The organism is Microbacterium sp. ET2, assembly GCF_030347395.1.
Taxonomy (GTDB): Bacteria; Actinomycetota; Actinomycetes; order Actinomycetales; family Microbacteriaceae; genus Microbacterium; species Microbacterium albipurpureum.
The window spans coordinates 1,676,352-1,699,879 of sequence record NZ_CP128170.1 but is presented as its reverse complement, the minus strand read 5'-3'; the positions used below and the strand labels follow the sequence as shown (position 1 = coordinate 1,699,879).

Here is a 23,528-nt window from a genome sequence, read left to right as displayed (position 1 = left end):
GGAAGGCGGTCGGGGCGGTACCGTGAGCAGATGACGTTCAATCAGAACGCACAGGTCGGCGGGAACACGGCGCGACGACGCGGCGGAGGACTCGTTCTCGCCGGCGGCGGCGTGGCCGGTATCGGTGCGATCGCCGTGCTGCTGCTGAATCTGTTCACGGGCGGAGACTTCTCCGGGCTCCTCGGCGGTGGCGGGGTGCCCGGCGTCTCGAGTGGCGAGGGCAGTGAGATCGCATCGTGCGAGACCGGCGCCGACGCCAACCGCAACGACGAATGCCGCCTGGCGGCGGGGTCGCTCGTGCTCGACCAGTACTGGGCCGAACAGGTCGAGGGGTACCGGCAGCCGCAGCTGATCATCGTCGACCAGTCCACATCGTCTGCATGCGGCACCGCCTCGAATGCGACAGGGCCGTTCTACTGTCCGCCCGAGGAGACGGTGTACATCGACCCCACCTTCTTCGGGCTCCTGCGCGAGCGCTTCGATGCGAGCGCCGGCGAGCTCGCCCAGCTCTACGTGCTCGCCCACGAGTACGGCCACCACGTGCAGAACATCACCGGAATCACGCAGCAGAACCCCGACAACGGCACCGGCCCCGACAGCAACGGCGTGCGGATCGAACTGCAGGCCGACTGCTTCGCCGGGGCGTGGGTCGCGGCGATGACCGAGCAGGTCGATCAGAACGGCGTGCCGTTCTTCGAGACGCCCACCGGCACCCAGGTCACCGACGCCCTGAACGCCGCCGCGACGGTCGGCGACGATCACATCCAGCAGGAATCCGGGGCGCCGGTGAACCCTGAGAGCTGGACGCACGGGTCGAGCGAGCAGCGGCAGCGCTGGTTCGCCGCGGGCTACCAGGGCGGGGTGGGCGCCTGCGACACCTTCTCGGTCTCGGGGAGCGAGCTGTGAGCGGCGGTCCGGCGCACCTCGACGAGATCCTCTACCCCTCGATCGAGCCGTATGCGACCGGAGAGCTCCTCGTCGGCGACGGCAACCGCGTGTACTGGGAGGAGAGCGGCAACCCCGACGGCAAGCCCGTGGTGTTCCTGCACGGCGGCCCGGGGGCGGGAACCTCGCCGTGGCACCGCCGCTTCTTCGATCCCGAGCGGTACCGCATCGTGCTGTTCGACCAGCGAGGCTGCGGCCGCAGCACGCCGCACGCGTCGGCGCCCGAGGCCGACCTGCGCTTCAACACCACCTGGCACCTCGTCGCCGACATCGAGCTGCTGCGCCGGAATCTCGGGATCACGCGCTGGCAGGTCTTCGGCGGATCGTGGGGGAGCGCGCTGGCCTTGGCGTATGCCGAAACGCACCCCGACGCCGTCACCGAGGTGGTGCTGCGCGGCGTGTTCACCCTGCGCCCGCACGAGCTGGAGTGGTTCTACGAGGGTGGGGCGGCCGCGATCTTCCCCGACCTCTGGGAGGACTTCCTGGCCCCGATCCCGGTGCTCGAGCGGTCCCGCATGATCGAGGCGTACTGCAGAAGACTCTCCGACCCCGACCCGGCCGTCCACGTGCCCGCGGCGAAGGCGTGGACCCGCTGGGAGGCGGCGACCCTCACCCTCCGACCCGATTCCGACCTCGTCCACAGGATGACCGACGAGGTCGCGGCGACCGCCTTCGCCCGCATCGAGAACCACTTCTTCACGCACGGCGGGTGGTTCACCGAGGAGCAGCTGATCCGTGGTGCGACGGCGCTCCGCGACATCCCGGGTGTGATCGTCCAGGGCCGCTACGACGTCTGCACGCCGGTGATGACGGCGTGGGACCTGCACCGGGCGTGGCCGGAGGCGGAGCTCGTGATCGTCGACGACGCGGGGCACGCCGCGTCGGAGCCGGGGATCGCTGCCGCACTGCGCGCAGCGACCGACCGGTTCGCGGCGGACGACGTACCCGCGGCGGCGGATGTCACCGACTGAGCCTCACTCGGTGAAGGGCACGCTCCCCGCGCTGCAGTACGACCCCGGTGAGTGCACCACGTGCGCGATGCGCAGCTCGGCGGCGTCATCCTCGCCCACCGCGGGGGCGAGCTCGGGGGAGATCCGCCAGTCGAACGCCTCGGTGTGGGGATTCTGCCGGGCGTGTTCGCGCAGGCCGAGCGGCACGAGCCGCAGGCGCCGGTCGACCCATTCGGCGTCCCAGGGTCCTTCGCTGAGGATCTGCTCTGCGGCGCGGAACTCGTAGTAGATCGTCCGGCGCAGGCGATTGCCGGTGACGGCCTCCGAGCCGTGGACGATCATCACGTCGTGCACGAGCACGTCGCCGGGGTTCAGCTCGACCTGGATGACGCCGGGCGCATCCCAGCCGTACTCCTCCTGCAGCTGGCAGACATCGACCGGTGCGCGGTGCGATCCGGGCGCGACCCGGAGGGCGCCCTCGCCGGCGCGCGAGGCGTCGAGGTAGACGTCGATGTTGAAGATGCGGTGAGTGCGGGGGTGCACGGCGTCCTGGTGCCAGTCGATCGCGGCGCCGTCGCCGGCGTCTTTGAACACCAGCGACTCGTAGGTCGGCACGAAGTTCTCGCCGGCGAGACTTTCGGCGATCCCCAGGACAGCGGGGCTGCCGAGCAGCTCCAGCGACGCGGACTGACCCTTGCTGTGCAGGTAGTCCACGCGGAACATGCGCTTCTGCCCGCCCCGGTTCGCCCAGGCGTAGTCCCCCGCGTCGGGGTGATCGGGACCCAGAGCGCGGCCCTGGGTCATCCAGGCATCGGATGCCGCGCGGAGGCGCTCCAGCAGAGGTGCGGGGATTCGGTCGCGGAGGACCAGATAGCCGTTCGCGTCGAAGAAGGCGATCTCTTCGGGGGTGAGGTGCCAGGCGCGCGTCGGAGCGAGAGGGGCGTCGGTCAGTGTGGTGTCGGTCATGCAAGGAACGCTACGGAGGAGTCGGCCGCAGTACTTCCCGAGATGCATGGCAGAATTCCGGGATCATGAGCATGCCAGATGGCCGGCCGGAGTGGTTCGGGTTGGCGGCGTTCCGCGGAGCGGTGCCGGCGATGTTCGCTGCGCACCGGCACGATGACCTCGAGGTCAACGCGTCGCCTTCGCCGCTGGTCTACCTCATCGACGGAAGGCAGACCACCATCCCGGCGGGGAGCCTGGGGGTGTTCTGGGCGGCCCGGCCACATCGACTGGTCACCGCCGTCGACGAGGTCAGCTGGCTCACCGTGCCGCTCGGGGTGGCCCTCGGCTGGTCGCTGCCGGGCGGGTTCATCGGATCGCTTCTCGCCGGTGACCTCGTGCTCGTCTCGGAGGGGGCGGGGCTCGCGCTCGCCGAGCGTGCCGCGCTGTGGGCCGGGGCGCTCGCACGCGAAACCGCCGACGCCGAGCGGCGTGCAGCCGAGCTCGAAGTCGAGGCGCTCCTGCGGCGGATCGCCGCGCGTCGCACGGAGGTCGCCCCGGGGCATCCGGGGGTCAAGGGGGCCGCCGGAGAGATGGCGGCCTTCATCTCGGAACACTCGGCCGACGACCTCCGCGTCGAGGACGTCGCGCGCCACGTCCACCTGCACCCGCAGTACGTCATGACGCTGTTCCGACGCTCGCTCGGCATCACGATCGGCGAATACCTGCTGCAGTGCCGGGTCGCGCGGGCCCAGCGCCTGCTGCTGACCACCGATCTGCCGATCAGCGAGGTCGGGTTCGCCGCCGGCTTCCGCTCGCAGAGCCAGTTCTACGCACGGTTCCGCGATCGCTGCGGCGAACCGCCCGCCGCCTATCGGCGCCGGCTCGCCGGCTGAGCACGACGCGGCGCTCAGGCGTCGAGGAGCCGCCACTCGGCGAAGAAGTCGCGCACCGTCTTCTCGCCGAGGTCGCGCCGCACCGTCTCGAGCAGACGGCTCGCCTCGGCATCCGCTCCGGCGTTCACGCGGAGCACCGGCGCGTCGCTGTCGGAGCGCACCACCACGAGATCGAAGGTCGGGGCGGCGAGGTCGTCGCCGCCGCCCATGACGGCCAGCGCGAAGGCGCCGACGTATTTCGCCGCGCGCTTGAGCGGCGAGGGATGCCGCACCTCCAGCCGTGCTTCGAGCACGCGTGCCGCGAGCGTGCTGTCGTCGAGGTTCATGCCGATTCCCGCCACACCGTCTCGCACTCGAGCATCACCTCGGTGCCGCCGGGGGCGCCGCCGATCCGATCGAGCACCAGCCGCGCCGCCTCGGCGCCCAGCCGCGCTGCCGGCTGGTGCACCGTCGACAGCGCGGGCAGGGTGCGGCGCGCCCACGCCGAGTCGTCGAAGCCGACCACGCCGACATCCTCGGGCACCCGGCGGCCTGCCGTGCGCAGCGCCTCCACGGCGCCGGCGGCCACGGCGTCGGATGCCGCGAAGATCCCGTCGATGTCGGGCGCGCGCGCGAGCAGCGCCTGCATGCCCTCTCTACCGGCCGAGTACGAGTAGAGCGGCACCGGTTCGATGAGCCGCTCGTCGAATTGCTCGCCGAGCGCCTCGCGGAAACCGGCGAGTCGGTCCGAGCCCGAGTCGCGGTCGAGGGCGGCGGCGATCATGCCGATGCGTCGGCGACCCGTGTCCTTCAGGCGCGAGGTGATGGCCCGGGCAGACCCGCGGTTGTCGATGACGACGAATGAGGCCGAGGATGCGCCGGGAGGGTGGCCCACGTACGCCGCCGGCAGCTGCAGACGCTCCACGACCCGCGTGATCGGGTCGTTCGCGCGGGCCGAGACGATGATGACGCCGTCGACGAAGCCGCCGGAGAGGTAGCGGGCGACACGATCGGTGTCGCGGCCGGTGTCGGCGATGAGCACGGCCATCTGATGGTCGGCCTCCGACAGCGCGGCGTTGGCGCCCAGCAGAATCTCGCCGATGTTGGGATCCTCGATGAACAGGGAGTGCGGTTCGTGCACGATGAAGCCGACCGCCTGGCTCCGCTGCATCACGAGGTTGCGCGCCGCCGTGTTCGGCACGTATCCGACTTTCGCGATGGCGGCCTCGATCGCCTCGCGCGCCGTGGTCGAGACGTAACGGTCGCCGTTGACGTACCGGCTGACCGTGCCTCGCGACACCCCGGCCTCCTGCGCCACATCGTGCACGGTCGCACGCTTGGGGCGGACGGGCGGAGAGGTCACGGAGCCACTGTAGCCCCCGCCACCGAACTTTCTGCTTGACATCGGGCCCGCGGAAATGTCAGTGTGTGTACGTTCACAGACTCTCGACGAGGAGTTGTCGTCCGGGAAACTGTGCACGTTCACACAGCAGCCGTCCGACAGCCCCCGCCTTCTGGAGACCCGTGGACCACCTCGCAACGACGCTCCGCCTGCAGAGCGACGACGCGCTTCTCACCGAGATCGACGCGTCGACGGCTCACCCGCGCCTCGCACACCAGGGTGTCGCCTTCGGCTGCGACTACAACCCCGAGCAGTGGCGGCCCGAGGTGTGGCGCGAAGACGTCGCCCTCATGCGCGAGGCCGGGGTCGACCTGGTCGCGATCAACGTCTTCGGCTGGTCTGCCCTCCAGGGCCCCGACGGCGTCTTCCGCTTCGACGAGCTCGACGAGGTGGTCTCGCTGCTGCACGAGAACGGCATCCGCGTGAATCTCGGCACCGGCACCTCCTCTCCGCCGCCATGGCTGACGACGAGGCATCCCGAGATCCTGCCGGTGATGGCTGACGGCACGACCCGTTACCCCGGCGGCCGCCAGGCCTGGTGCCCGAGCTCCCCGGTGTTCCGCCGGTACGCTCTCGCGCTCGTCGAAGCCGTCGCCGCGCGTTACGGCGCGCACCCCGCTGTCGCCCTGTGGCACGTCTCGAATGAGCTCGGCTGTCACAACGCCGAGTGCCACTGCGCCGAGTCGACCCGCGCCTTCCGCCGGTGGCTGCGGGCGAAGTACGCCACCATCGACGCCCTGAACCATGCCTGGGGGACGAGCTTCTGGAGTCAGCGCTACAGCGAGTTCGACGAGATCCTCACGCCGATGCGCACCGTCTCCACCCGCAACCCCGGTCAGGTTCTGGATTACCGCCGCTTCTGCAGTGACGAGGTGCTCGCCCACTACCGGGCCGAGCGCGACGTGATCCGTCGCCACAGCGACATCCCCGTCACCACCAACTTCATGGTGACCGCCCACATCGACGCCCTCGACTACTGGACCTGGGCGCCCGAGATGGACGTCATCGCGAACGACCACTACCTCGACTCGCGCCTGGCCGACCCGCTCGCCGAGCTCGCGTTCACCGCCGACCTCACCCGGGGGCTCGCCGGCGGCGAGCCGTGGCTGTTGATGGAGCACTCCACCGGCGCGGTGAACTGGCAGCCGGTGAACCTCGCCAAGGCGCCGGGGCAGATGACGCGCGACTCGCTGTCGCACGTCGCGCGCGGCGCCGACGCCGTCTGCTACTTCCAGTGGCGCGCCTCGCTCCAGGGCTCGGAGAAATTCCATTCGGCACTCCTTCCCCACGCCGGCACCGAGAGCGCTCTGTGGCGCGAGGTGCGCGAGCTCGGCGCGCTGATCGGTCGGCTCGACGAGGTCGGGGGCACCACCGTGACCGCCGACGTGGCCATGCTCTTCAGCTGGGAATCGTGGTGGGCCGCCGACGCAGAGAACCGGCCGAACCACGCGCTCGGCTACCTCGACCAGGTGCACGCGATGTACGCAGCGCTGCGCGACCTCGGTCACACCGTCGACGTCGTCCGTCCGGGGGCCGACCTCTCGCGCTACCGCCTCGTGGTCGTTCCGGGGCTGCACCTCGTCTCCGATGCCGACGCCCGCGCGCTCGACGGCGCCGCGGCCACCGGAACCCACGTCGTGGTCACCTTCTACAGCGGCATCGTCGACGAGAACGACCGAGTCCGCCCCGGTGGTCACCCCGGCGCGTGGCGCGACCTGCTCGGCGTCCGCGTCGAGGAGTTCGCCCCCGTGCTCCCCGGCACGACCGTCACCCTCGACACGGGCGCCCGCGCGACGATGTGGACCGAGCGGATGTCGGTGAGCAACGCCACGGTCGTGGCACGCTTCGCGGACGGGCCATCGGCGGGGCTCCCGGCGATCACCCGGCGCAGCGGCGGATCTGCCGGCAGCGGCGACGCATGGTACCTCGCGACGCTCCTGGAGGCACCGGCGCTGCGCGATCTGCTCGAGACCGCCGCCTCGGCGGCAGGTGTCACCGCCGAGCCCGGTGCCGGACGCGGGGTGGAGGTCATCCGCCGTCGCGGAGACGACCGCGCCTACCGCTTCGTCATCAACAACACCGACCGACCCGTCGAGATCGACGCGGTCGGCGATGACCTCGTGACCCAGAGCCGCGTGACCGGAACGCTCGTCGTCCCCGCCGGCGGCGTCCGTGTCATCCGTGAGCAGCCGACAGAGGAGACGGCATGACCACTTCGCCATCCATCGCCGGCGTCGCCGGCGCGGTCGCGGCGCCCGACGCGCCGGTGCAGAAGCGGAAGCGTCCGCGCGTGCAGAGCCCGGGGGCCATCGTCGCCTTCGTGTCGCCGTTCGCGCTGGTGTTCACGCTCTTCTACGTGATCCCCATCGGCTACGCCGTGTGGCAGTCGCTGCTCGTCGTCGAGCGCGAGGGCACGTTCGGCGAGGCCCGGGAAGTCTTCGGCGGATTCGCACAGTACGCGCTGGTGTTCCAGAACGCCGAGTTCTGGTCATCCGTGGGCCGGGTCTTCCTCTTCGGCGTCGTACAGGTGCCGGTCATGCTGGGCCTTGCGCTGCTTTTCGCCCTGCTGCTGGACTCGCCGCTGCTGAGGGGCAAGAAGTTCTTCCGCCTCGCGTTCTTCGTGCCCTACGCGGTGCCCGGCGTCATCGCCGCGATCATGTGGGGCTTCCTGTACTCCCCGAACCTGTCGCCCTTCGAGGCGGTGACCAGCCAGGTGGACTTCCTCTCCTCCGACCTGGTGCTGTGGTCGATCGCGAACGTCGTGACCTGGGTGTTCGTCGGCTACAACATGCTGATCATCTACTCGACCCTCCTGGCGATCCCCGGCGACATCTACGAGGCAGCGCGCCTGGACGGTGCGGGGCAGGCGCGGATCGCGTGGTCGATCAAGATCCCGCTCATCCGGCCCGCCCTGGTTCTCACCGGCGTGCTCTCGATCATCGGGACCCTCCAGCTCCTGGCCGAGCCGCAGACCTTCCGGTCGTTCAGCTCGGCGGTGACGAGCACCTACACCCCGAACATGACGATCTACGCCACGAGCTCCATCCCCAACGTGTCGCTCGCGGCGGCGTTCTCGGTGGTGCTGGCCCTTGCGACCTTCGTGCTGTCGTTCACGTTCCTGCGCATCACCCGGCGGAAGGCGGCGGCGTCATGACCACGACGACCACGATGACGGCCGTCAACCCGAGGGCCGCGCGCCGCCCGACAGGCGGCGGACAGGATGCCGTGGGTCGCGGACCCCGCGAGGGCGTCATCCCCCGCACCGCGGCCTTCATCGTCATGGGGGTCTTCACCCTCTACTTCCTGACGCCGATCTGGTGGCTGCTGATCGCCTCCACGAAGGACCGCGGCGACCTGTTCAGCACCAACCCGCTGTGGTTCGCCGACTTCCGGTTCTTCGAGAACGTCGGGGCACTCGTCGCGTACCGCGACGGGGTGTACCTCCGGTGGCTGCTGAACAGCCTGCTGTACGCCGGGGTCGGCGCCGTCGTGGCGACCCTGCTGGCGTCGATGTGCGGATACGCTCTGGCGAAGTACCGGTTCCCGGGCCGCGAGACACTCTTCAACGTCGTGCTCGGCGGGGTGCTCGTGCCCGCCACTGCGCTCGCGCTGCCGCTGTTCCTGCTCTTCAGCCAGGTGCAGCTGACCAACACCTTCTGGGCGGTCTTCCTCCCCAGCATCGTCAGCCCGTTCGGTGTCTATCTGAGCCGCGTCTTCGCCGAGGCATCCGTTCCCGACGAGCTGCTCGAGGCGAGCCGCCTCGACGGCGCGGGGGAGGTGCGCACCTTCTTCACGGTGTCGATCCGTCTGATGTTCCCGGCGCTGGTGACGGTGTTCCTCTTCCAGTTCGTCTCCATCTGGAACAACTTCTTCCTGCCGCTGATCATGCTGCGCAGCGAAGAGCTGTTCCCGGTCACGTACGGGCTCTACGCCTGGAACTCCACGATCAACCAGTTCCCCGAGCTGCGCACCTTCGTGCTCGTCGGCTCGCTGCTGTCGATCGTCCCCCTGATCATCACGTTCCTGCTGCTTCAGCGGTACTGGCGTACCGGCCTCGGCACCGGCGCGCTGAAGTGACGACCCCCCGCCCGGGCAGCAACCCGGGCATCCACCACCGAGAGAAGGAAACAATGCGTTCAGCGAAACGAGCGGCCGCCGCAGCCCTGCTCACCGTGTCCGCGCTCGCCGTCGCCGGCTGTGCGGCCGGCGGAGGGTCGGGCAGTGGAGGCGACGCCGCCTCCTGCGAGCCAGCCGGCGAGGACGTCACCCTCACGTTCACCTCGTGGATCCCCGGCATCGAGGATGCCGTCGCGATGTGGAACGAGGAGAACCCCGACATCCAGGTCGAGGTGCAGACGGGCCCGTCGGGCAACGCCGGCACCTACCAGAACTTCTTCAACCAGCTCGAGGCGGGCAACGCCCCCGACCTCGGCCAGATCGAGTACGACGCGCTGCCGAACTTCCGCGTGCAGGACGGACTCGTCGACCTCGGCGCGTGCGAGGACGTGCTCGCCGCCGAGGACCAGTTCCTCGACTGGACGTGGGGCCAGGTCACGCTCGGCACCGAGGACGAGGTGTACGGCATCCCGCAGGACCAGGGCCCGATGGCGCTGTTCTACCGCAGCGACCTGTTCGAGCAGAACGGCATCGAGGTTCCGACGACGTGGGAGGAGTACCGCGAGGCTGCGGTGCAGGTGCGCGAGGCCGGTGGCTACATCACCAACTTCTCCGACAGCGACATCAACCAGTTCGCAGGCTTCGTCTGGCAGGCAGGCGGTCAGTGGTTCGAGAACGACGGCGACGCCTGGACGGTGAACCTCACGGGTGACGAGTCGACGACGGTCGCCGACTACTGGCAGGACCTCATCGAGAACGACCTCGTGTCGACCTACCCCGCCTGGACCGACGAGTGGAACAACGCCTACAACTCGGGTGAGGTATGGACCTGGAACTCGGCCGTGTGGGGGGCGAACTCGATCCTCTCGGGCGCTCCCGACACCTCCGGCAACTGGTCGGTGGCCCTGGCTCCGCAGTGGAACGCGGGTGATGAGAAGGCCGGCAACTGGGGCGGATCGTCGATCGCGGTCTTCAACGGCACCGACCACCTCTACGAGGCGGCGAAGTTCGCACTGTGGCTGAACACCTCGGAAGAGGCGCTCACCTCGCTCAACGAGACCGCGCAGATCTACCCCGCCACCACCGCGGGCCTGGAGCTGCCGGTGCTGAAGGAGGGCGTGGAGTTCTACGGCGGCCAGCCGATCTACGACGTCTTCGCGCAGGCCGCGACCCAGGTCGATCCCGACTTCACGTGGGGCCCGACCATGACGCAGACCTACGGTGACGTGTCCGACGGCTTCAAGGCCGCCGCGCAGGGCAACGGCACGCTGCTCGAGGCGCTCGAGGAGGGCCAGGCGGCCACGATCGCAACACTCGAGGCGCAGTCGATCCCCGTCGCCGAGTAACGCGCCGCACGACACCGGCGTGGCCCAATCCGCGCCGGTCGCCGGGGCCCCTCTCGCCGGGGGCCTCGGCCGGCCGAGCCCATCCGTTCCTCCTCGTCCCCGTCCTCTCGCGAGGACGCGCTGGCGGGCTGGATCGGGTGGGCTCGTTCGCGTCGGGGGCCTTTTCGGGGTGCGCGACGTCGAAGTGGCGCAGATGGTGACCTTGGCCGGGTGAAGGTCGCAATGTGCGCCACCTTCGTCTCGAGCTCCGCCGCGAAAGTGGCGCAGATGGTGGGCTTGACGGGCGCAAGGTCGCCATCTGCGTCACCTTCGTCGGTAGCCGGATGCCCCGGAGCGGCGCTTCGACCGACGAGGCGGAGCACCCGCCCGCCCGCGCAACCCCGGCATCGCGGTGCCCGGGGCCGGGCAGAATGACGGCATGAGGCTCGTTCGCGCAGGGCTGTACCTGGTGCAGGCGGTCATCGTCGGCGTCGTCATCACGCTGGTCGGCATGCCGGCCAGCGGTGAGGTCACCGCCCGCCTGGGAGGAGCGGATGTCGTGATCGCGACGGTCCACGCCGGATGGGCCGCGGTGGTGCTGCTCGCCTTCGGCGGGCTCGTCGACGCCGCCGTCGCGCGCATCGAACCGCTCGCCACACGCGCGCGCCTGGTCACCTGGATCGGGTGGTCGCAGCTGTCTGGTGTCGCGGTCTTCCTCATCGCGCAGCTGAACGGCATCACCGAGCTGACGACCCTCGTCGCGCTCTACGCCCTTGCCGCGGGCGCGGTGATGCTGCTCGCGCTCGACGGCACCCTCGTCGCTCCGCGCCTGGACGACGGTGCCACGCCCCACGAGATCTCGGCCACGCGTCGCAGCGACGGCCCCGTGCTCCGGACCGGTACGTCCGCCCCCGTCGACGCTGCCGCCACCCCATCCGCGACCCGCGGCATCCGGGGTCTCCGGCGCCCGGCCGCGCCGGCGGCGGTCATCGGCATCGTGCCCTGGGGATCGATCGCATTCGCACAGATCGGCGGGGGCATCCTCGGCGACCCGGTCGGACTCGTGACGCGCGTCGTCACCCTCATCGTTCTCGCGCTGTCGATCGCGGTGTGGTTCCGCGGCTGGTTCCGGCCGGCGGACGCCGACGCTCCCGGCATCCTCCCCCTCCTGGCGACGACCGCGCTCGCGTGGGGAGTGGTCCTCGCCGCCGGCGGCTGAACCACTCCCGCCGAGGTCCCGAACGCTCGCCCGAATGGATTCGAGCCGGCTGGGGGGCGCCACACGAGCGCCACATGCCGCACGAAACGCGATGACCATCCGCGCACCGGTGAAGTTCGGACCCGGGCGAGTGTATGGACGCGTGTGCGCGGCCCACCCGGCAGAATGGCCGGCATGGAGCAGACGGGGGCGGCGTTGTGGGCGGCGCGGGAAGCGGTGGTGCGTGTGGTGCTCGGCTCAGGCGCCCGCTGATGGGTACCGCGCGCCACAAAGATGCCCGGGCCGGACAGGTCATCGCCGCGCTCTGTCTGGGCACGGCCCTCTCAGCGCTCAACTCCGGGATGATCGCGGTGGCCCTCAGTACCCTCCGCGGTGTGTTCGCCGTCGACGTGGCGACCGTCACGTGGGTGATTTCGGTCTTCTACCTCGCGTCGGCGGTGCTGCAGCCCTTGATGGGCCGCCTTGCCGACAGATTCGGCCCGCGACGGATCTTCACGCTGGGGATGGCGGTGATCATCGTCGCCGGCACCGTCGGACCGTTCTCCCCGGACATCTGGTGGGTCTGCCTTTCGAGAGTGATCCTTGCCATCGGGACAGCCGCGGCCTTTCCCGCAGCAGCCTCGATGCTGCGGGCGATCGCGCACGACCGCGGCGGCGATGCTCCGACGATGATCGGCCGCATCCAGCTCATCGACACGAGCACCGCGGCCGTGGGCCCCGTCGTCGGCGGCGTGCTGCTGTCGCTCGTGGGCTGGCAGGCGGTGTTCTGGGTCAACATTCCGATCGCCGTCGCGGCGATCGTCGCGACACGCGCGGTGACTCCCGCCGATGAGCCGCGACAGTCCCGCCCCCTGATCGAGATCCTGCGTGAGTCAGACCTTCCCGGCATCCTCGCCTTCACCGTGACGGTTGTCGCCCTGCTGATGTTCCTGCTGGATCTGCCGGACGGTGCTCCGTGGGTGCTCCTCGTGATCGCGGTGGCGGCGGCCTGCCTCTTCACGTGGCGGGAGCTACGATGCCGAACGCCCTTCATCGACATCCGCTTCCTGGCCGCGAACGCCCCGCTCCTGCGGGTCTACTCCCGGATCATCCTCGGAAGCCTCGTGCTCTACAGCGCGCTGTTCGGGCTGCCCCAGTACCTGGAAGACCACGTCGGATACAGCACCGCCATCGTCGGTGCCCTTCTCCTCCCGCTTGCCGCATTCAACGTGCTCCTTGCTCGTCCCGCCGAGAAACTCGTCCACGCGCGAGGGCTCGGACAGGCCATGCTCGTCGGAGTGATCGGGCTCGCTGCCGGTTCGCTGCTGATGCCCCTGCTCGGGGCGAGCGCGCCGGTGTGGCTGGTGCTCCTCGCCGCAGCCGGGATCGGCGTGCCGTACGTCTTCGTGTTGGTGGCGGTCACGCAGTCGCTGTACATCGCTGCCCCCGCGGACGAGGTGGGGGAGGCAGCGGGTTTGTTCCAAACGGCGCGAAGTGCCGGCTGCATCGGTGCCAGCGTCGTGGTCGGTCTGTGCTTCTCGGGTGGCACCTCCAGCGCCGACTGGGAAGTGCTGGCGTGGACGATCGTCGGCCTGGCGGGTCTGTTCGTCGTCGTCCTGGCGTCGACCTTCCGAATGGCGACTCGGCCCGCCCCTGCATGACGCCTACGCCCGAAACGCCCGCAGGAGCGTCACCGCGAGCGCCGGCCACCGACGGTGCATCCGGAACCGTGTGAATCCCTCGCTCACCGTCGCGCCCGTCCGCGACGACACGAACCACGGCGGCTTCGGCAGCACCGAGAATCGGCCACCCCGCACCAGCGCGGTGAGCGACCGAGGGAAGGGCCGGAACGGACCGCGGGCGATCGAACGCTCGACGTCGTCGAGGAGCAGCGCGTTGTGCACGACGCCGACGCCGCTGCCGACGTCCTGCAGGGTGCTCCCGGGGAACGCGCTCCACGTCAGGGTCGGGGTGAGGAAGACGAAGGCCGTCCACGCGTTGATCGCGATCGCGCCGTACCGCAGGTCGGCCACCGCGCGCTCGAACCCGGCACCGAGCGCCGCCTCGGTCGCGGGGTGGATGAGGATGTTGGCGCCGAGCGTTCCGCTGAGCCGCTCGTTCGCGTGCGCGACCGCGGCGTCGAGGAACTCCTGGCCGAGACCCGGGAGCGCGATCACGCCGAGGACCGGCGCGAAGTACTCGGTCTCCTCGATGGGTCCGGGCAGCCCGGGCGCAGCCCCGGCATCGACCTCGACGAGCAGCCGCGTGCCGTCGGCGCACCAGGCGGCGTCGGGGTACGCCGCCGCAGCGGCATCCATTCGCTCCGCGCTGCCGGGGTACCAGGGCGTCCGCGCGGTCGCCTCGTCGTACGCGCGCCGGAGCGCCGCCAGGAACCGACCGCGCTGCGGCCAGTCGCGACTGATCAGCACGACCTGCCCCGCGATGCAGTTGTGCCCGGCGTTCTGCAGGCGCATCGTCGCGATGTGCTCGGCCTGATAGCGGATGTCGGCGGCCGACCATTCACCGGGGACGACGATGATCGGCGAGACCCCGCCGAGTTCGGCGGTGATCGGCTTCTTCAGCGCGGGACGGTTCTCGCGCCGGCGGCGGCGGGCCTGCGGCCCGTCGCCCCACACGATCCGCTCGAACGTCGCCGCAGACCCGGTGATGTGCACGTGGTCGATCCCGGGGTGCGAGGTGAGAGCGGCACCCACCTCGGGCCCGCCGGCGATCACGCGCAGGAACCCCGGCTCGATGAGCGGGGCGAGCGCGCGGGTGAACACCGGCAGCAGCGTCTCCTGCGTCGGATTGAGCTTCAGCATCGCCACGCGGTTGTGGGCGAACAGTTCGTACAGCACGTCGGCGACCGGGATCGAGGTGACGTTGCCGGCGCCGAGCACGAGCCCCACCCCGCCGGGGGCGCCGGGGGAGCGCTGCGCGAGGCCCGCCCCCGCCCGAGCCTCGGCCTCGGTGACGCCCGGCTTCAGCCACACCTCGCCGGTGAAGCCCGACAGCAGCAGCGAGTCGATCGGGCGGAGCGGGAAGGCGTCGACCCGCACCCGGCCCCCGGGCGCGGAGGTGACGCGCACCCCGTCGAGCGGATTGCCGCCCCGTGCGAGCCGGCGGAGGGTCGTCGCCAGGGCGTCGACGAGCTCGATCGCGCCGTACGGTCCGGAGAGCCACTCCTCACCGCGAAGGGGATGATCGGCATCGAGGCCTTTCGACCGCGCCGCCGCCGCAGCCCACTCGGGAGCGGCTTCGCTGATGCTCGCATGCACTCGGTCGAGGAGGCGAGCCCGCTGCGACAGGGTCAGTGCGACCCAGGCGCGCGATCCCTCACGCAGGTCGTGGAGGGCGACGTCGATGTCAGGTGCCGGCACCCGCCCAGCCTAAGCCGCGGTGTCGGTCGCTTTCCCGCGACCGCCGTCCCCATCCCCGTCGAGCGCCGCGAGCGCGTCGGCGACGGCACGCATGCCCGCCAGGGTCTCGGCGAAGCTGGTCGACAGCGGTGACAGTCCGATGCGCAGGCCCCCGGGGTCGCGGTAGTCGGGGATGACGTCGTTCTCCCAGAGCCGCGCCGTGACGGCGCGCATCTGCGGATGCCGCAGCGTCACGTGCCCGCCCCGATCGGCCGCATCGCGGGGCGATCCGAGGGTGACGCCGTAGCCCTCGAGGAGGTCGACGGCGAGGTCGACGGCGAAGCCGGTGAGCGCGCGCGACTTCTCGCGGATCGGCCCGATTCCCGCCTCGTCGATCATCGCGAGGGTGTCCTGCATCGCGAGCATCCCGACGATCGGCGGGGTTCCGGAGAGGAATCGGCCCATGCCTTCGGCGGGCTCGTAGCGCGGCCCCATCGAGAAGACGTCGGCGGCGCCCATCCACCCCTGGATCGGCTGGGTGAGCTCCGACTGCAGCCGCGTCGCCACGTAGGCGAAAGCCGGCGACCCCGGGCCGCCGTTGAGGTACTTGTACGTGCACCCGACGGCGAGGTCCGCCCCCCACGCGTCGAGCTCGACGGGAACGGATCCGGCCGAGTGGCAGACATCCCAGAGCAGCAGAGCACCGGCGTCGCGGGCCACGGCGGTGAGCGCGGGGGCGTCGGCGAGGTGCCCCGAGCGGTAGGCCACGTGCGACAGGACGACGAGAGCGGTCGCCGGCCCCACCACGGCGCGGAGCTGATCGGGGGTGACGCCGGCGGCGGTGTCGACCTCGATCCAGCGGATGGTCGCGCCCCGCTCGGCGGCGATCCCCTCGACGAGGAACCGGTCGGTCGGGAAGTTGTCGGTGTCGATGACGATCTCGACCCGGGCGGGGTCGCGGCGGCGCTGATGATCGACGGCGGCGCGCATGAGCTTGTAGAGCAGCACGGTGGTCGAGTCGCCCACGACGGTCTGGCCGGCCGCCGCGCCGAGGGTCACCCGGCCGATCTCGTCGCCGACGGCGTAGGGCAGGCGCATCCACGACTCGTCCCACCCGCGGATCAGCCGCCCGCCCCACTCGTCGGTGACGAATCGGGCGAGCCGCTCGGCGGTCGCGCGCGGAGGCCGGCCGAGCGAGTTGCCGTCGAAGTAGACCAGCGACGTCTCGGCTCCGACGAACCGGTCGCGGAAGCCGCGGAGCGGGTCGGCGGCGTCGAGAGCGGATGCCGCGGCATCCCAGTCCTGCGTACCGGCACGTTCACGGGTGTCCGTCATCGCGGTCCTCACTGTCGGCGTTGTCGCCCTCGTCGTCGAGGGTGGGGAGCAGGTCCTCGGTCGGCAGCACGCTCGCCGAGGAGAGCCAGTCGGCGAGGGCGTCGGGGTCGACCGCGCCGTCGGAGCGGCGCGGAGGCCGGCCGCGCAGGAACGTGCGCACCCCCGGGAGCGATCCGGTGCCGGGCCACGGATCGGTCAGGGCCGCGACGAGGGCGGCGGCGTCGCATCCGGCGGCGAGGAGCGCACGGAGTTCGCGCGGATTCACCCCGAGCGGGAGGTCGCCGTTGCCGAGGTCTGTGCCGTAGACGACCCGGCCCCCCGTCGCGCGGAACGCCCGGAGGTTCTCGCGGGCGATACCGGCCCCATGGTCGTCGTCGCGGTGGATGTCGAGCGTCGAGATCCACACCTGCGCGGCAGCGGCCCGGGCGATGAGGGCCGCGTCGAGGCGCTCGCTGAACGGTGTGTGCGCGAGGGCGTCGACCCCGGCGTCGAGGGCGCGCCGCGTCATCCCCTCTCCTTCGACGTGGGCGACGACCGGAAGCCCGGCAGCGTGGGCGGTGTCGACGATCGTCGCGAGGGCGTCCTCGGGAAGAGGGCGTTCGTGGTGCAGGACGATCTTGATGACGGATGCTCCGGCGAGCCGTTGCTCGTCCACCGCCGTCGCCGCGCCCCCGGGGCGCCCGATCTGCGGAGAGGCGTCGGTGATCTGACGGACGATGGCGGGCGGTGCCCACTCGCGACCGGCGGGGTAGCCGCCGAGGGTCGTGAGGAAGGCGCCGGCATAGGTCACGTGCGGGAGCGAGCCCGCGGCGCGGTCGGCGAGGATCGCGGGGTCGCCGCCCAGGTCGACCACCGCGGCGACGCCGCCGAGCGGCAGGCGCTCGCCGTCGACGAGGTGAAGATGCACGTGGTGGTCGACGAACGGGGGAGCGAAACTCCCACCTCGTCGGTGAGGGCGCGCCGGACCGGGGTGGCATCCGGTCCGAGCAGCGCGCGCAGCGACTCAGGATGCGCCATCGGGCACCTCGGTGCGGACCGCCCAGAGCTCGGGGAAGAACGTGAGGTCCAGCGCGCGGCGCAGGAACGGCACTCCGCTCGAACCGCCCGTTCCGGTCTTGCCGCCGATGATGCGCTCGACCGTCTTCAGGTGACGGAACCGCCAGAACTGGAAATTCTCCTCCAGGTCGACGAGTTCTTCGCACGTCTCGTATGCGGCCCAGTGCGTCGCGGTGTCGGCGTAGATGGCCGTGAAGACCGGCACCAGCTCGGGCGTGAAGGTCCACGCCTGGGTGACGTCGCGGTCGAGGATCTCGCTCGGGATGTCGTAGCCGGTGCGCGCGAGGAGCCGCAGGAACTCGTCGTAGAGGCTCGGCTGCTCGAGCGCGGTGCGGACGAGCTCGTGCGCGGCCGGGTCGGCGTCGAACACCCGCAGGACGGCGGCGTTCTTGTTGCCGAGCGTGAACTCCACCGCCCGGTACTGCGCCGACTGGAAGCCGCTCGCCTTGCCGAGGACGCTCCGGAACTGGGCGTACTCGGTGGGGGTGAGGGTCGCCAGCACCGACCACTGCTCGGTCAGGGTGCGCTGAATGTGCTTCACCCTCGCGATGCACTTCAGGGCCGGTGCCAGCTCGTCCTGACGGAGCAGACGGCACGCCTCGGCGAGCTCGTGCAGCACGAGCTTCAGCCACAGCTCGGTGGTCTGGTGCTGGACGATGAACAGCAGCTCGTCGTGGTGCTCGGGGTCGCTCAGCGGCAGCTGCGCCGACAGCAGGGTGGGAAGTTGCAGATAGCCGCCGTAGCTCATCCGGTCGGAGAAATCGGTCTCGACCGTGGGCTCCAGTGGTCGGGTGTTGCGCTCGACCGTCACTCCGTCAGCCTAACGAGTCGCGGGGGGCCGGCCGCGGCTGCAGGTCACCGGACCGTGACCAGCACCCGCTGCCATCCGGTCGATCCGTCGGGTGCGATCGGCGCGCGCTCCTGGATCTGGGTCTCGCCGTCGCGGTTGACCGCGCGGACGGCGACGTAATGGGTGCCGGCAGTGGCGTCCCAGTCGAGGAACCACTGCACCCAGGTGTCGTCGTTGATCGGCGTCGACAGCGTCGCCTGCTGCCAGGGGCCGTCGTCGATGCTGACCTCGACCCGCTCGATACCGACGGTCTGCGCCCAGGCCATGCCGGCGATCGGGGTGCGTCCGGCGGGGATGGGGGTGCCGGCGCGCGGGGTGTCGACGCGCGAGGAGAACTTGATCGGCGCCTCGGCGCTGTATCCGCGCGGGGTCCAGTAGGCCTCGTCCTGCGCGAAGGTGGTGACCGTCAGCTGGGTGAGCCACTTGGTCGCCGAGACGTAGCCGTAGAGGCCGGGCACCACCATCCGCACGGGGAAGCCGTGCTCGAACGGGAGCGGCTCGCCGTTCATCCCGACGGCGAGGATCGCGTCGATCCCGTGATCGGTGACGGCGCTGAGCGGCGTGGAGGCGGTGTACCCGTCGACGCTGCGCGAGAGCACCATATCCGCGCCCGCCTGCGGGCCGGCCATGCGCAAGACGTCGCGGAGCGGCACACCCAGCCAGACGGCGTTGCCGACGAGTCCGCCGCCGACCTCGTTCGAGACGCACGTCAGGGTGACGGCGTACTCATCGACCCCCATCGCGACGAGGTCGTCGAAGCTCAGGCTCCACGGGGGTGTCGACCATGCCGTCGATGCGCAGCCGCCAGGTCGCGGGGTCGATCGAAGGCACGGTGAGCGCGGTGTCGACGCGGTAGAACTCATCGTTCGGGGTGATGAGGGGCGACAGGCCCGGGATGTCGAAGCTCGCCCCGTCGGGGATGGTCACCGTCGTGCCGGGTGCGGGGAGGGCGAGCTCTTCGCGGATGGCGGCGAGAGACGAGGTCGCGGCGTTGACGACGCGCGAGCCCGCGCCGACGACGACCGCAGCCGCGGCAGTGAGGATGCTGGCCCGCAGGAACGCGCGGCGGTCGACGGCGGATGGCCGTTCGGCGGTCGATCGCGTGGCGTCGGTGTCTTCGGCGGTGGTCGTCGCGCCGACTGCGCTCGCGCGCGGCGCGCGCCACCGACGGAGACGGTTGACGAGCAGGATGAGGGCGAGGATGCCGGCGACCGTGCCCACGAGCGGCGGCAGCACGCTGAGCGGGGTCGCGCCGGCGCGCGTCAGCGTCGCGGCGCCCGAGAGGATGCCGGCGAGCGCGAGGGCGGCAACACCGAGCGGAGGACGGAGATACTGCAGGATGCCCGCGACCGCCGCGGCGACCACGACGCCGACGCCGATCCCGATCAGCAGCACGACCTTGTCGGCATCGCCGAAGGTCGAGATCGCGAACTCCTTGATCGGCTGCGGAACGATGTCGATGAGGAACGACCCGACCGCGAGGATGGGGCTCGCGCTGCGCGCGACGATCAGCGCGACGAGTTCGGCCGCGGCGAGGAAGGCGGCGGCGGCGATGATCCCGGATGCCGCGGCCCACCCGATGGGTCGGCGTGCCGTCTTGACGGTCATCCCGCTCCCCTTCCGCTTCTCGGCCTGACCTCACCTGTTCGTCGCGGGCGGGGGATCGGATGGTGCGCGGGTGCGCGGGTGCGCGGGTGCGCCCTGCGCCGCGCGCTGCGCGCTGGCCGGGTGGCCCACGCGCCCGCGGCGCTCGGTGAGCGCGTTTGATGCCCCGGGGCGACCGTTCGCGTCAGGCGAGGTGCGTCGGTGGGTCGGGGCGTGGCTCGGTGGGCGCGTTTGGTGCCCCGGGGCGGCCGTTCGCGTCAGGCGAGGTGTGCCGGTCGATCGGCACGCAACTCGGTCGGCGCGTTCGGCGCTCGGGGGCGACCGTTCGCGTCAGGCGAGGTGTGCCGACCGGTCGGGGCGCGGCTCGGTGGGCGCGTTTGGCGCTCGGGGGCGGCCGTTCGCGTCAGGCGAGGTGTGCCGGTCGGACGCCGCGGCGTGCGCGCGGCGCGTCAGAGAAGGGCGAGCTCCCGGAGCTTCGCCTCGACGTCGGAGTTCGAGGGCTCGACGTGGTGCGACGCGTCGGGGTAGACGACGACGGGGATGTTCGTCCGGCCCGAGATCTCGCGGGCGACGTCGGCGGCTTCGGGCTGCGCGACGAGGTCGACGTAGGTGTAGGCGACGCCCAGCTCATCCAGCTGCTTCTTGGTGCGGATGCAGTCGCGGCACCAGTCGGCGCCGAACATGGTGATGGGGGTGGGGGTGTCAGTCATCGGTCAATCCTTTCGTGCCGAGCATGGACAACACCTGAGCACGCCCGACGCATTCCCCCACGGCCGCGCGCAGGCCCGAGCGATCATGCGACGATGGTCGGCAGTGCAGCTCTCGATCATCGTCCCGACCTTCAATGAGGCTCCGAACATCCCGGAGCTGGTCGCGCGCGTCTCGGCGGCGGTCGAGGGCATCGACGCCGAGATCATCGTGGTCGACGACAGCACCGACGACACCCCCGTCGTGGTCGAGGAGGTCGCGCGGAGCGCGGCGCTCCCGGTCCGGCTGATTCACCGCGCGAAGCGCACCGGGGGCCTCGGCGGCGCGGTCATGGCGGGCATGAAGGCCGCTGAGGCCGATGCCTGCCTGGTGATGGACGCCGATCTGCAGCATCCGCCCGAGAAGATCCCCGAGCTCTACCGGCGCTTCGACGAGGGCGACGTCGACGTCGTCATCGCCTCGCGCTACGCCGGCGGCGGCACCTCCGGCGGTCTCGCCGACCGCACCCGCGTGCTCGTCTCGAGCGCGTCGACGGCGCTGACGAAGGCGATGTTCCCCATCCGGCTGCACGAGGTCACCGACCCGATGACGGGGTTCTTCCTCATCGACCGTCGTGCGGTCGATCCGGCGACGCTGATGCCGCGCGGGTTCAAGATCCTGCTCGAGATCCTCGCCCGTCGGGCGCTCCGCATCGCCGAGGTGCCCTTCGATTTCGCCGAGCGCCACGCGGGCCGTTCGAAGGCGTCGTTCCGCCAGGGTCTTCACTTCCTCGCCCAGCTGACGGCGCTGCGCTTCGGCAAGATGTCGCTGTTCGCCCTCATCGGCGGGCTCGGGGCGGTCGCAAACCTTGCGATCATGTGGGTGCTGATCCAGCTCGGCGTCGGCTACATCGTCGCGGCGGTCATCGCCGCCGAAGCCACGATCATCGGCAACTTCCTGCTGCAGGAGCGCTTCGTCTTCTACGACATGAAGCACGAGGCATCCGGGGTCTGGACGCGCTTCGCGAAGTCTTTCGCCTTCAACAACGCCGAGGCGCTGATCCGCATCCCCGTCATCGCGCTGCTGGTGGAGACCTGGCACATCTCCAGCGTCATCGCCGCCGGGATGACGCTGGTCGTCGCCTTCCTCGTGCGGTTCATGTTCCACTCGCTGGTCGTCTACGCCCCGCGCCGGGCGGGTGCCCCGAGTCGCGCGCGGCAGTTCGTCGACGAGCTCGACGCGCAGGCGATGTCGCCGGGCGAGCTCTGACGCGCATCCCCTCCGTGGTGCGGCGCGTTGTGCGGCACCACCCTCCGTTCTCGTCTCCGCTCGCGCGGAGATCTGCGCTACTTCGGACCGCTCGGGCCGTCTTCATCCGCGTGAGTGCGGATATCCGCGCGAGGGCGAAGAGCGGGACGCGGCGAATCGGGGTCCGCTCCGGGCCGGTGGCGCACCGGCACGCGCTCGCGCGGAGATCCTCGCTCCTGCGGATCGCTCGAGCCCCTGCATCCGCGTGTAGGTGAAATCCCCGCGAGCGCGAGAACCAGCGAGGCCGCGGCCCCTCCCCGGCGCCGAACCTCGCACCGCGAGACCACCGCAGGACCGCGCGACTCAGCCGATCAGGTTCACCAGCGCATCCAGCCCCATGCCGTAGTTGATGCGGATGGTGGGGAGGGCGAGCTTGTCGGTGCCGATGGTGACGTACCCGGGCTCGATGGTGCGGGCCATCTCGAAGCCGGCCTGGCGCAGACCCTCCTTCGCGGTCTCGTTGTAGTGCCCGAAGGGGTAGGCCATGACCTCCTTGACGCCGAGAACCTGAGCGGATGCCTCCATGTCGGCCACGATCTCGGGAACGGCGTAGTTCGTGATCCGCCCGTCGCCGTTCGCCCCGGCCTGATGCATGTCGTGCGTGTGCGAGCGACGGAGCACGTAGGGCGAGGGTGCAGGGTCCTGCCGGTAGGCGGTGATCATGAACGACGTCGAGAGCACCTGGTACTTGTCCACCACCGGCACGGCGAGATCGAACCAGGTCTGATCGGCATCGTCGTCGGTGACGATCACCGACCGGTTCGGAAGCCACAGCCGCCCGTCGATGAAGGCGCTCAACTCATCCCAGGTCGGGAGGTAGAACCCGCCGGTGGCGATGTGGTTCATGTGCGCGTCGAAATCGCCGATGTAGGCGTAGTTGCCGCGCAGCCAGCCGCTCTCGCCCTCCGGATTCGAGGTGAACTGGTGGTACATGAGGATCGGGATGCGCGCGTCTTCGGCGGCGTTGTCCTCGGGGGTCTTCCACGCACCGTGCAGCGTCACCTGGCGGTCGGTGCAGGCGACCATCTCCGAGCCGTTGACCCGCGCGGATATGGTGAAGGCGTCGGCGTCCTCCGGTGTCGCGTACCAGCCGGCGAACACGGCGCCGTCGCGGCCGGGGATCGGCAGACCCGCGTACAGCGTCCCCTGCGTCTGCAGGATCGGCGCTTGGTCGACGCTGTCTCCGGCGAAGCTCACCGCGCATGCGGCGGGGTCGTCGGTGGTCGCGAGCAGCGTCTCCACCGGTGTGAGCGGGGTCGGCTCGGGCGTCGGCGGGGCCGAGCTCGCGGGAACAGTCGAGGCGCCGCCGCCGGCCGCAGGCGGCGACGCACCCCGGGTGAGAGCTGAGATCGTGACGGTCGCAACCAGGATGACCACGAGCACCGTGGCCGCAACGGTCGCGACCAGACGCCTCCGGCGTCGCACGCGGGCGCTGGCCCGACGCCTCCCGGATCGACCCATCTGCGACATCGCGCTCCCCCTTCGCTGCGCCCCCGCGCCGAGGGCATCGTAGTACCTCGGGCGAGCCTCGGCCGGCAGCGTGAGGCCGTCGCATCCTCATCGTGATGTCGCTCG

At 70.8% G+C, this 23,528-nt stretch carries 19 protein-coding genes and 1 pseudogene; 10 read left to right on the top strand and 10 right to left on the bottom strand.

What is annotated here, in order from left to right; translation table 11 throughout:
* Positions 1–30: 30 nt before the first annotated feature.
* Positions 31–906, top strand: coding sequence for a KPN_02809 family neutral zinc metallopeptidase (gene ypfJ / locus QSU92_RS08195; protein WP_289265687.1), 876 nt, complete (start codon positions 31–33; stop codon positions 904–906).
* Positions 903–1,916, top strand: coding sequence for a prolyl aminopeptidase (pip, locus tag QSU92_RS08190; protein WP_289265686.1), 1,014 nt, complete (start codon positions 903–905; stop codon positions 1,914–1,916). Before ypfJ ends, pip begins: the two co-directional genes overlap by 4 nt.
* Positions 1,917–1,919: 3 nt before the next feature.
* Here the strand turns inward: pip and QSU92_RS08185 are convergent, their stop codons facing one another.
* Complete coding sequence (locus QSU92_RS08185) at positions 1,920–2,861, bottom strand: phytanoyl-CoA dioxygenase family protein (RefSeq protein ID WP_289265684.1); 942 nt, start codon at positions 2,859–2,861, stop codon at positions 1,920–1,922.
* Between the two features lie 65 nt (positions 2,862–2,926).
* Here QSU92_RS08185 and QSU92_RS08180 point away from each other — a divergent pair, with 65 nt between their 5' ends.
* The gene (locus tag QSU92_RS08180) at positions 2,927–3,733 is read left to right on the top strand and encodes a helix-turn-helix domain-containing protein (RefSeq protein ID WP_289265683.1); all 807 of its coding nucleotides are present in this window, start codon (positions 2,927–2,929) and stop codon (positions 3,731–3,733) included.
* A 14-nt stretch (positions 3,734–3,747) separates the two neighbouring features.
* Here QSU92_RS08180 and QSU92_RS08175 read toward each other — a convergent pair whose 3' ends face one another.
* Positions 3,748–4,059, bottom strand: coding sequence for a hypothetical protein (locus QSU92_RS08175; protein WP_289265682.1), 312 nt, complete (start codon positions 4,057–4,059; stop codon positions 3,748–3,750).
* Positions 4,056–5,075, bottom strand: coding sequence for a LacI family DNA-binding transcriptional regulator (locus QSU92_RS08170; protein ID WP_289265681.1), 1,020 nt, complete (start codon positions 5,073–5,075; stop codon positions 4,056–4,058). Before QSU92_RS08170 ends, QSU92_RS08175 begins: the two co-directional genes overlap by 4 nt.
* A gap of 218 nt (positions 5,076–5,293) precedes the next feature.
* Here QSU92_RS08170 and QSU92_RS08165 point away from each other — a divergent pair, with 218 nt between their 5' ends.
* The 6 genes from QSU92_RS08165 (at position 5,294) to QSU92_RS08140 (ending at position 13,414) form a co-directional block, all read left to right on the top strand.
* On the top strand, positions 5,294–7,324 hold the full coding sequence (locus tag QSU92_RS08165) for a beta-galactosidase (protein WP_289265853.1): 2,031 nt from the start codon (positions 5,294–5,296) through the stop codon (positions 7,322–7,324).
* On the top strand, positions 7,321–8,268 hold the full coding sequence (locus QSU92_RS08160; RefSeq protein ID WP_289265680.1) for a carbohydrate ABC transporter permease: 948 nt from the start codon (positions 7,321–7,323) through the stop codon (positions 8,266–8,268). Before QSU92_RS08165 ends, QSU92_RS08160 begins: the two co-directional genes overlap by 4 nt.
* The gene (locus QSU92_RS08155; RefSeq protein ID WP_289265679.1) at positions 8,265–9,191 is read left to right on the top strand and encodes a carbohydrate ABC transporter permease; all 927 of its coding nucleotides are present in this window, start codon (positions 8,265–8,267) and stop codon (positions 9,189–9,191) included. Before QSU92_RS08160 ends, QSU92_RS08155 begins: the two co-directional genes overlap by 4 nt.
* Before the next feature lie 53 nt (positions 9,192–9,244).
* Positions 9,245–10,576, top strand: coding sequence for an ABC transporter substrate-binding protein (locus QSU92_RS08150; protein WP_289265678.1), 1,332 nt, complete (start codon positions 9,245–9,247; stop codon positions 10,574–10,576).
* Between the two features lie 418 nt (positions 10,577–10,994).
* Entirely contained in the window at positions 10,995–11,774 is a 780-nt protein-coding gene (locus tag QSU92_RS08145; RefSeq protein WP_289265677.1) for a hypothetical protein, read from the top strand.
* Between the two features lie 251 nt (positions 11,775–12,025).
* Positions 12,026–13,414: an MFS transporter gene (locus QSU92_RS08140; protein ID WP_289265676.1), complete on the top strand. Its 1,389-nt coding sequence runs from the start codon at positions 12,026–12,028 to the stop codon at positions 13,412–13,414.
* A gap of 3 nt (positions 13,415–13,417) precedes the next feature.
* On the opposite strand, the gene QSU92_RS08135 is transcribed toward QSU92_RS08140, so the two are convergent.
* From QSU92_RS08135 to QSU92_RS08110, 6 genes and pseudogenes are all read right to left on the bottom strand, one after another.
* Positions 13,418–15,133, bottom strand: coding sequence for an aldehyde dehydrogenase family protein (locus QSU92_RS08135; protein ID WP_289265675.1), 1,716 nt, complete (start codon positions 15,131–15,133; stop codon positions 13,418–13,420).
* Between the two features lie 9 nt (positions 15,134–15,142).
* Complete coding sequence (locus tag QSU92_RS08130) at positions 15,143–16,447, bottom strand: kynureninase (RefSeq protein WP_289265674.1); 1,305 nt, start codon at positions 16,445–16,447, stop codon at positions 15,143–15,145.
* On the bottom strand, positions 16,431–17,354 hold the full coding sequence (locus tag QSU92_RS08125) for an amidohydrolase family protein (RefSeq protein ID WP_289265673.1): 924 nt from the start codon (positions 17,352–17,354) through the stop codon (positions 16,431–16,433). Before QSU92_RS08125 ends, QSU92_RS08130 begins: the two co-directional genes overlap by 17 nt.
* A 96-nt stretch (positions 17,355–17,450) precedes the next feature.
* Positions 17,451–18,314: a tryptophan 2,3-dioxygenase gene (kynA, locus tag QSU92_RS08120; RefSeq protein ID WP_289265672.1), complete on the bottom strand. Its 864-nt coding sequence runs from the start codon at positions 18,312–18,314 to the stop codon at positions 17,451–17,453.
* A 44-nt stretch (positions 18,315–18,358) separates the two neighbouring features.
* Positions 18,359–19,961, bottom strand: a pseudogene (locus QSU92_RS08115) (molybdopterin-dependent oxidoreductase).
* A 446-nt stretch (positions 19,962–20,407) separates the two neighbouring features.
* Positions 20,408–20,668 carry a glutaredoxin family protein gene (locus QSU92_RS08110; RefSeq protein ID WP_124292182.1) on the bottom strand — a complete coding sequence of 87 codons (261 nt, stop codon included), beginning with the start codon at positions 20,666–20,668 and terminating at the stop codon, positions 20,408–20,410.
* A 103-nt stretch (positions 20,669–20,771) separates the two neighbouring features.
* On the opposite strand from QSU92_RS08110, the gene QSU92_RS08105 reads away from it, so the two are divergent.
* A complete protein-coding gene (locus QSU92_RS08105; protein ID WP_289265671.1) occupies positions 20,772–21,914 on the top strand; it encodes a glycosyltransferase in 1,143 nt (380 codons plus the stop codon).
* Positions 21,915–22,256: 342 nt separating this feature from the next.
* Here the strand turns inward: QSU92_RS08105 and QSU92_RS08100 are convergent, their stop codons facing one another.
* Positions 22,257–23,414: a polysaccharide deacetylase family protein gene (locus QSU92_RS08100; protein ID WP_289265670.1), complete on the bottom strand. Its 1,158-nt coding sequence runs from the start codon at positions 23,412–23,414 to the stop codon at positions 22,257–22,259.
* Between the last annotated feature and the right edge of the window lie 114 nt (positions 23,415–23,528).

Excerpts from the sequence above, each read along its gene's own strand:
- ypfJ (WP_289265687.1), top strand. The coding sequence starts at position 31 with ATGACGTTCAATCAGAACGCACAGGTCGGCGGGAACACGGCGCGACGA.
- QSU92_RS08145 (WP_289265677.1), top strand. The coding sequence starts at position 10,995 with ATGAGGCTCGTTCGCGCAGGGCTGTACCTGGTGCAGGCGGTCATCGTC.
- QSU92_RS08130 (WP_289265674.1), bottom strand. The coding sequence starts at position 16,447 with ATGACGGACACCCGTGAACGTGCCGGTACGCAGGACTGGGATGCCGCG.
- QSU92_RS08155 (WP_289265679.1), top strand. The coding sequence starts at position 8,265 with ATGACCACGACGACCACGATGACGGCCGTCAACCCGAGGGCCGCGCGC.
- QSU92_RS08160 (WP_289265680.1), top strand. The coding sequence starts at position 7,321 with ATGACCACTTCGCCATCCATCGCCGGCGTCGCCGGCGCGGTCGCGGCG.
- QSU92_RS08100 (WP_289265670.1), bottom strand. The coding sequence starts at position 23,414 with ATGGGTCGATCCGGGAGGCGTCGGGCCAGCGCCCGCGTGCGACGCCGG.
- QSU92_RS08140 (WP_289265676.1), top strand. The coding sequence starts at position 12,026 with ATGGGTACCGCGCGCCACAAAGATGCCCGGGCCGGACAGGTCATCGCC.
- QSU92_RS08175 (WP_289265682.1), bottom strand. The coding sequence starts at position 4,059 with ATGAACCTCGACGACAGCACGCTCGCGGCACGCGTGCTCGAAGCACGG.
- QSU92_RS08180 (WP_289265683.1), top strand. The coding sequence starts at position 2,927 with ATGAGCATGCCAGATGGCCGGCCGGAGTGGTTCGGGTTGGCGGCGTTC.
- QSU92_RS08185 (WP_289265684.1), bottom strand. The coding sequence starts at position 2,861 with ATGACCGACACCACACTGACCGACGCCCCTCTCGCTCCGACGCGCGCC.
- QSU92_RS08150 (WP_289265678.1), top strand. The coding sequence starts at position 9,245 with ATGCGTTCAGCGAAACGAGCGGCCGCCGCAGCCCTGCTCACCGTGTCC.
- QSU92_RS08110 (WP_124292182.1), bottom strand. The coding sequence starts at position 20,668 with ATGACTGACACCCCCACCCCCATCACCATGTTCGGCGCCGACTGGTGC.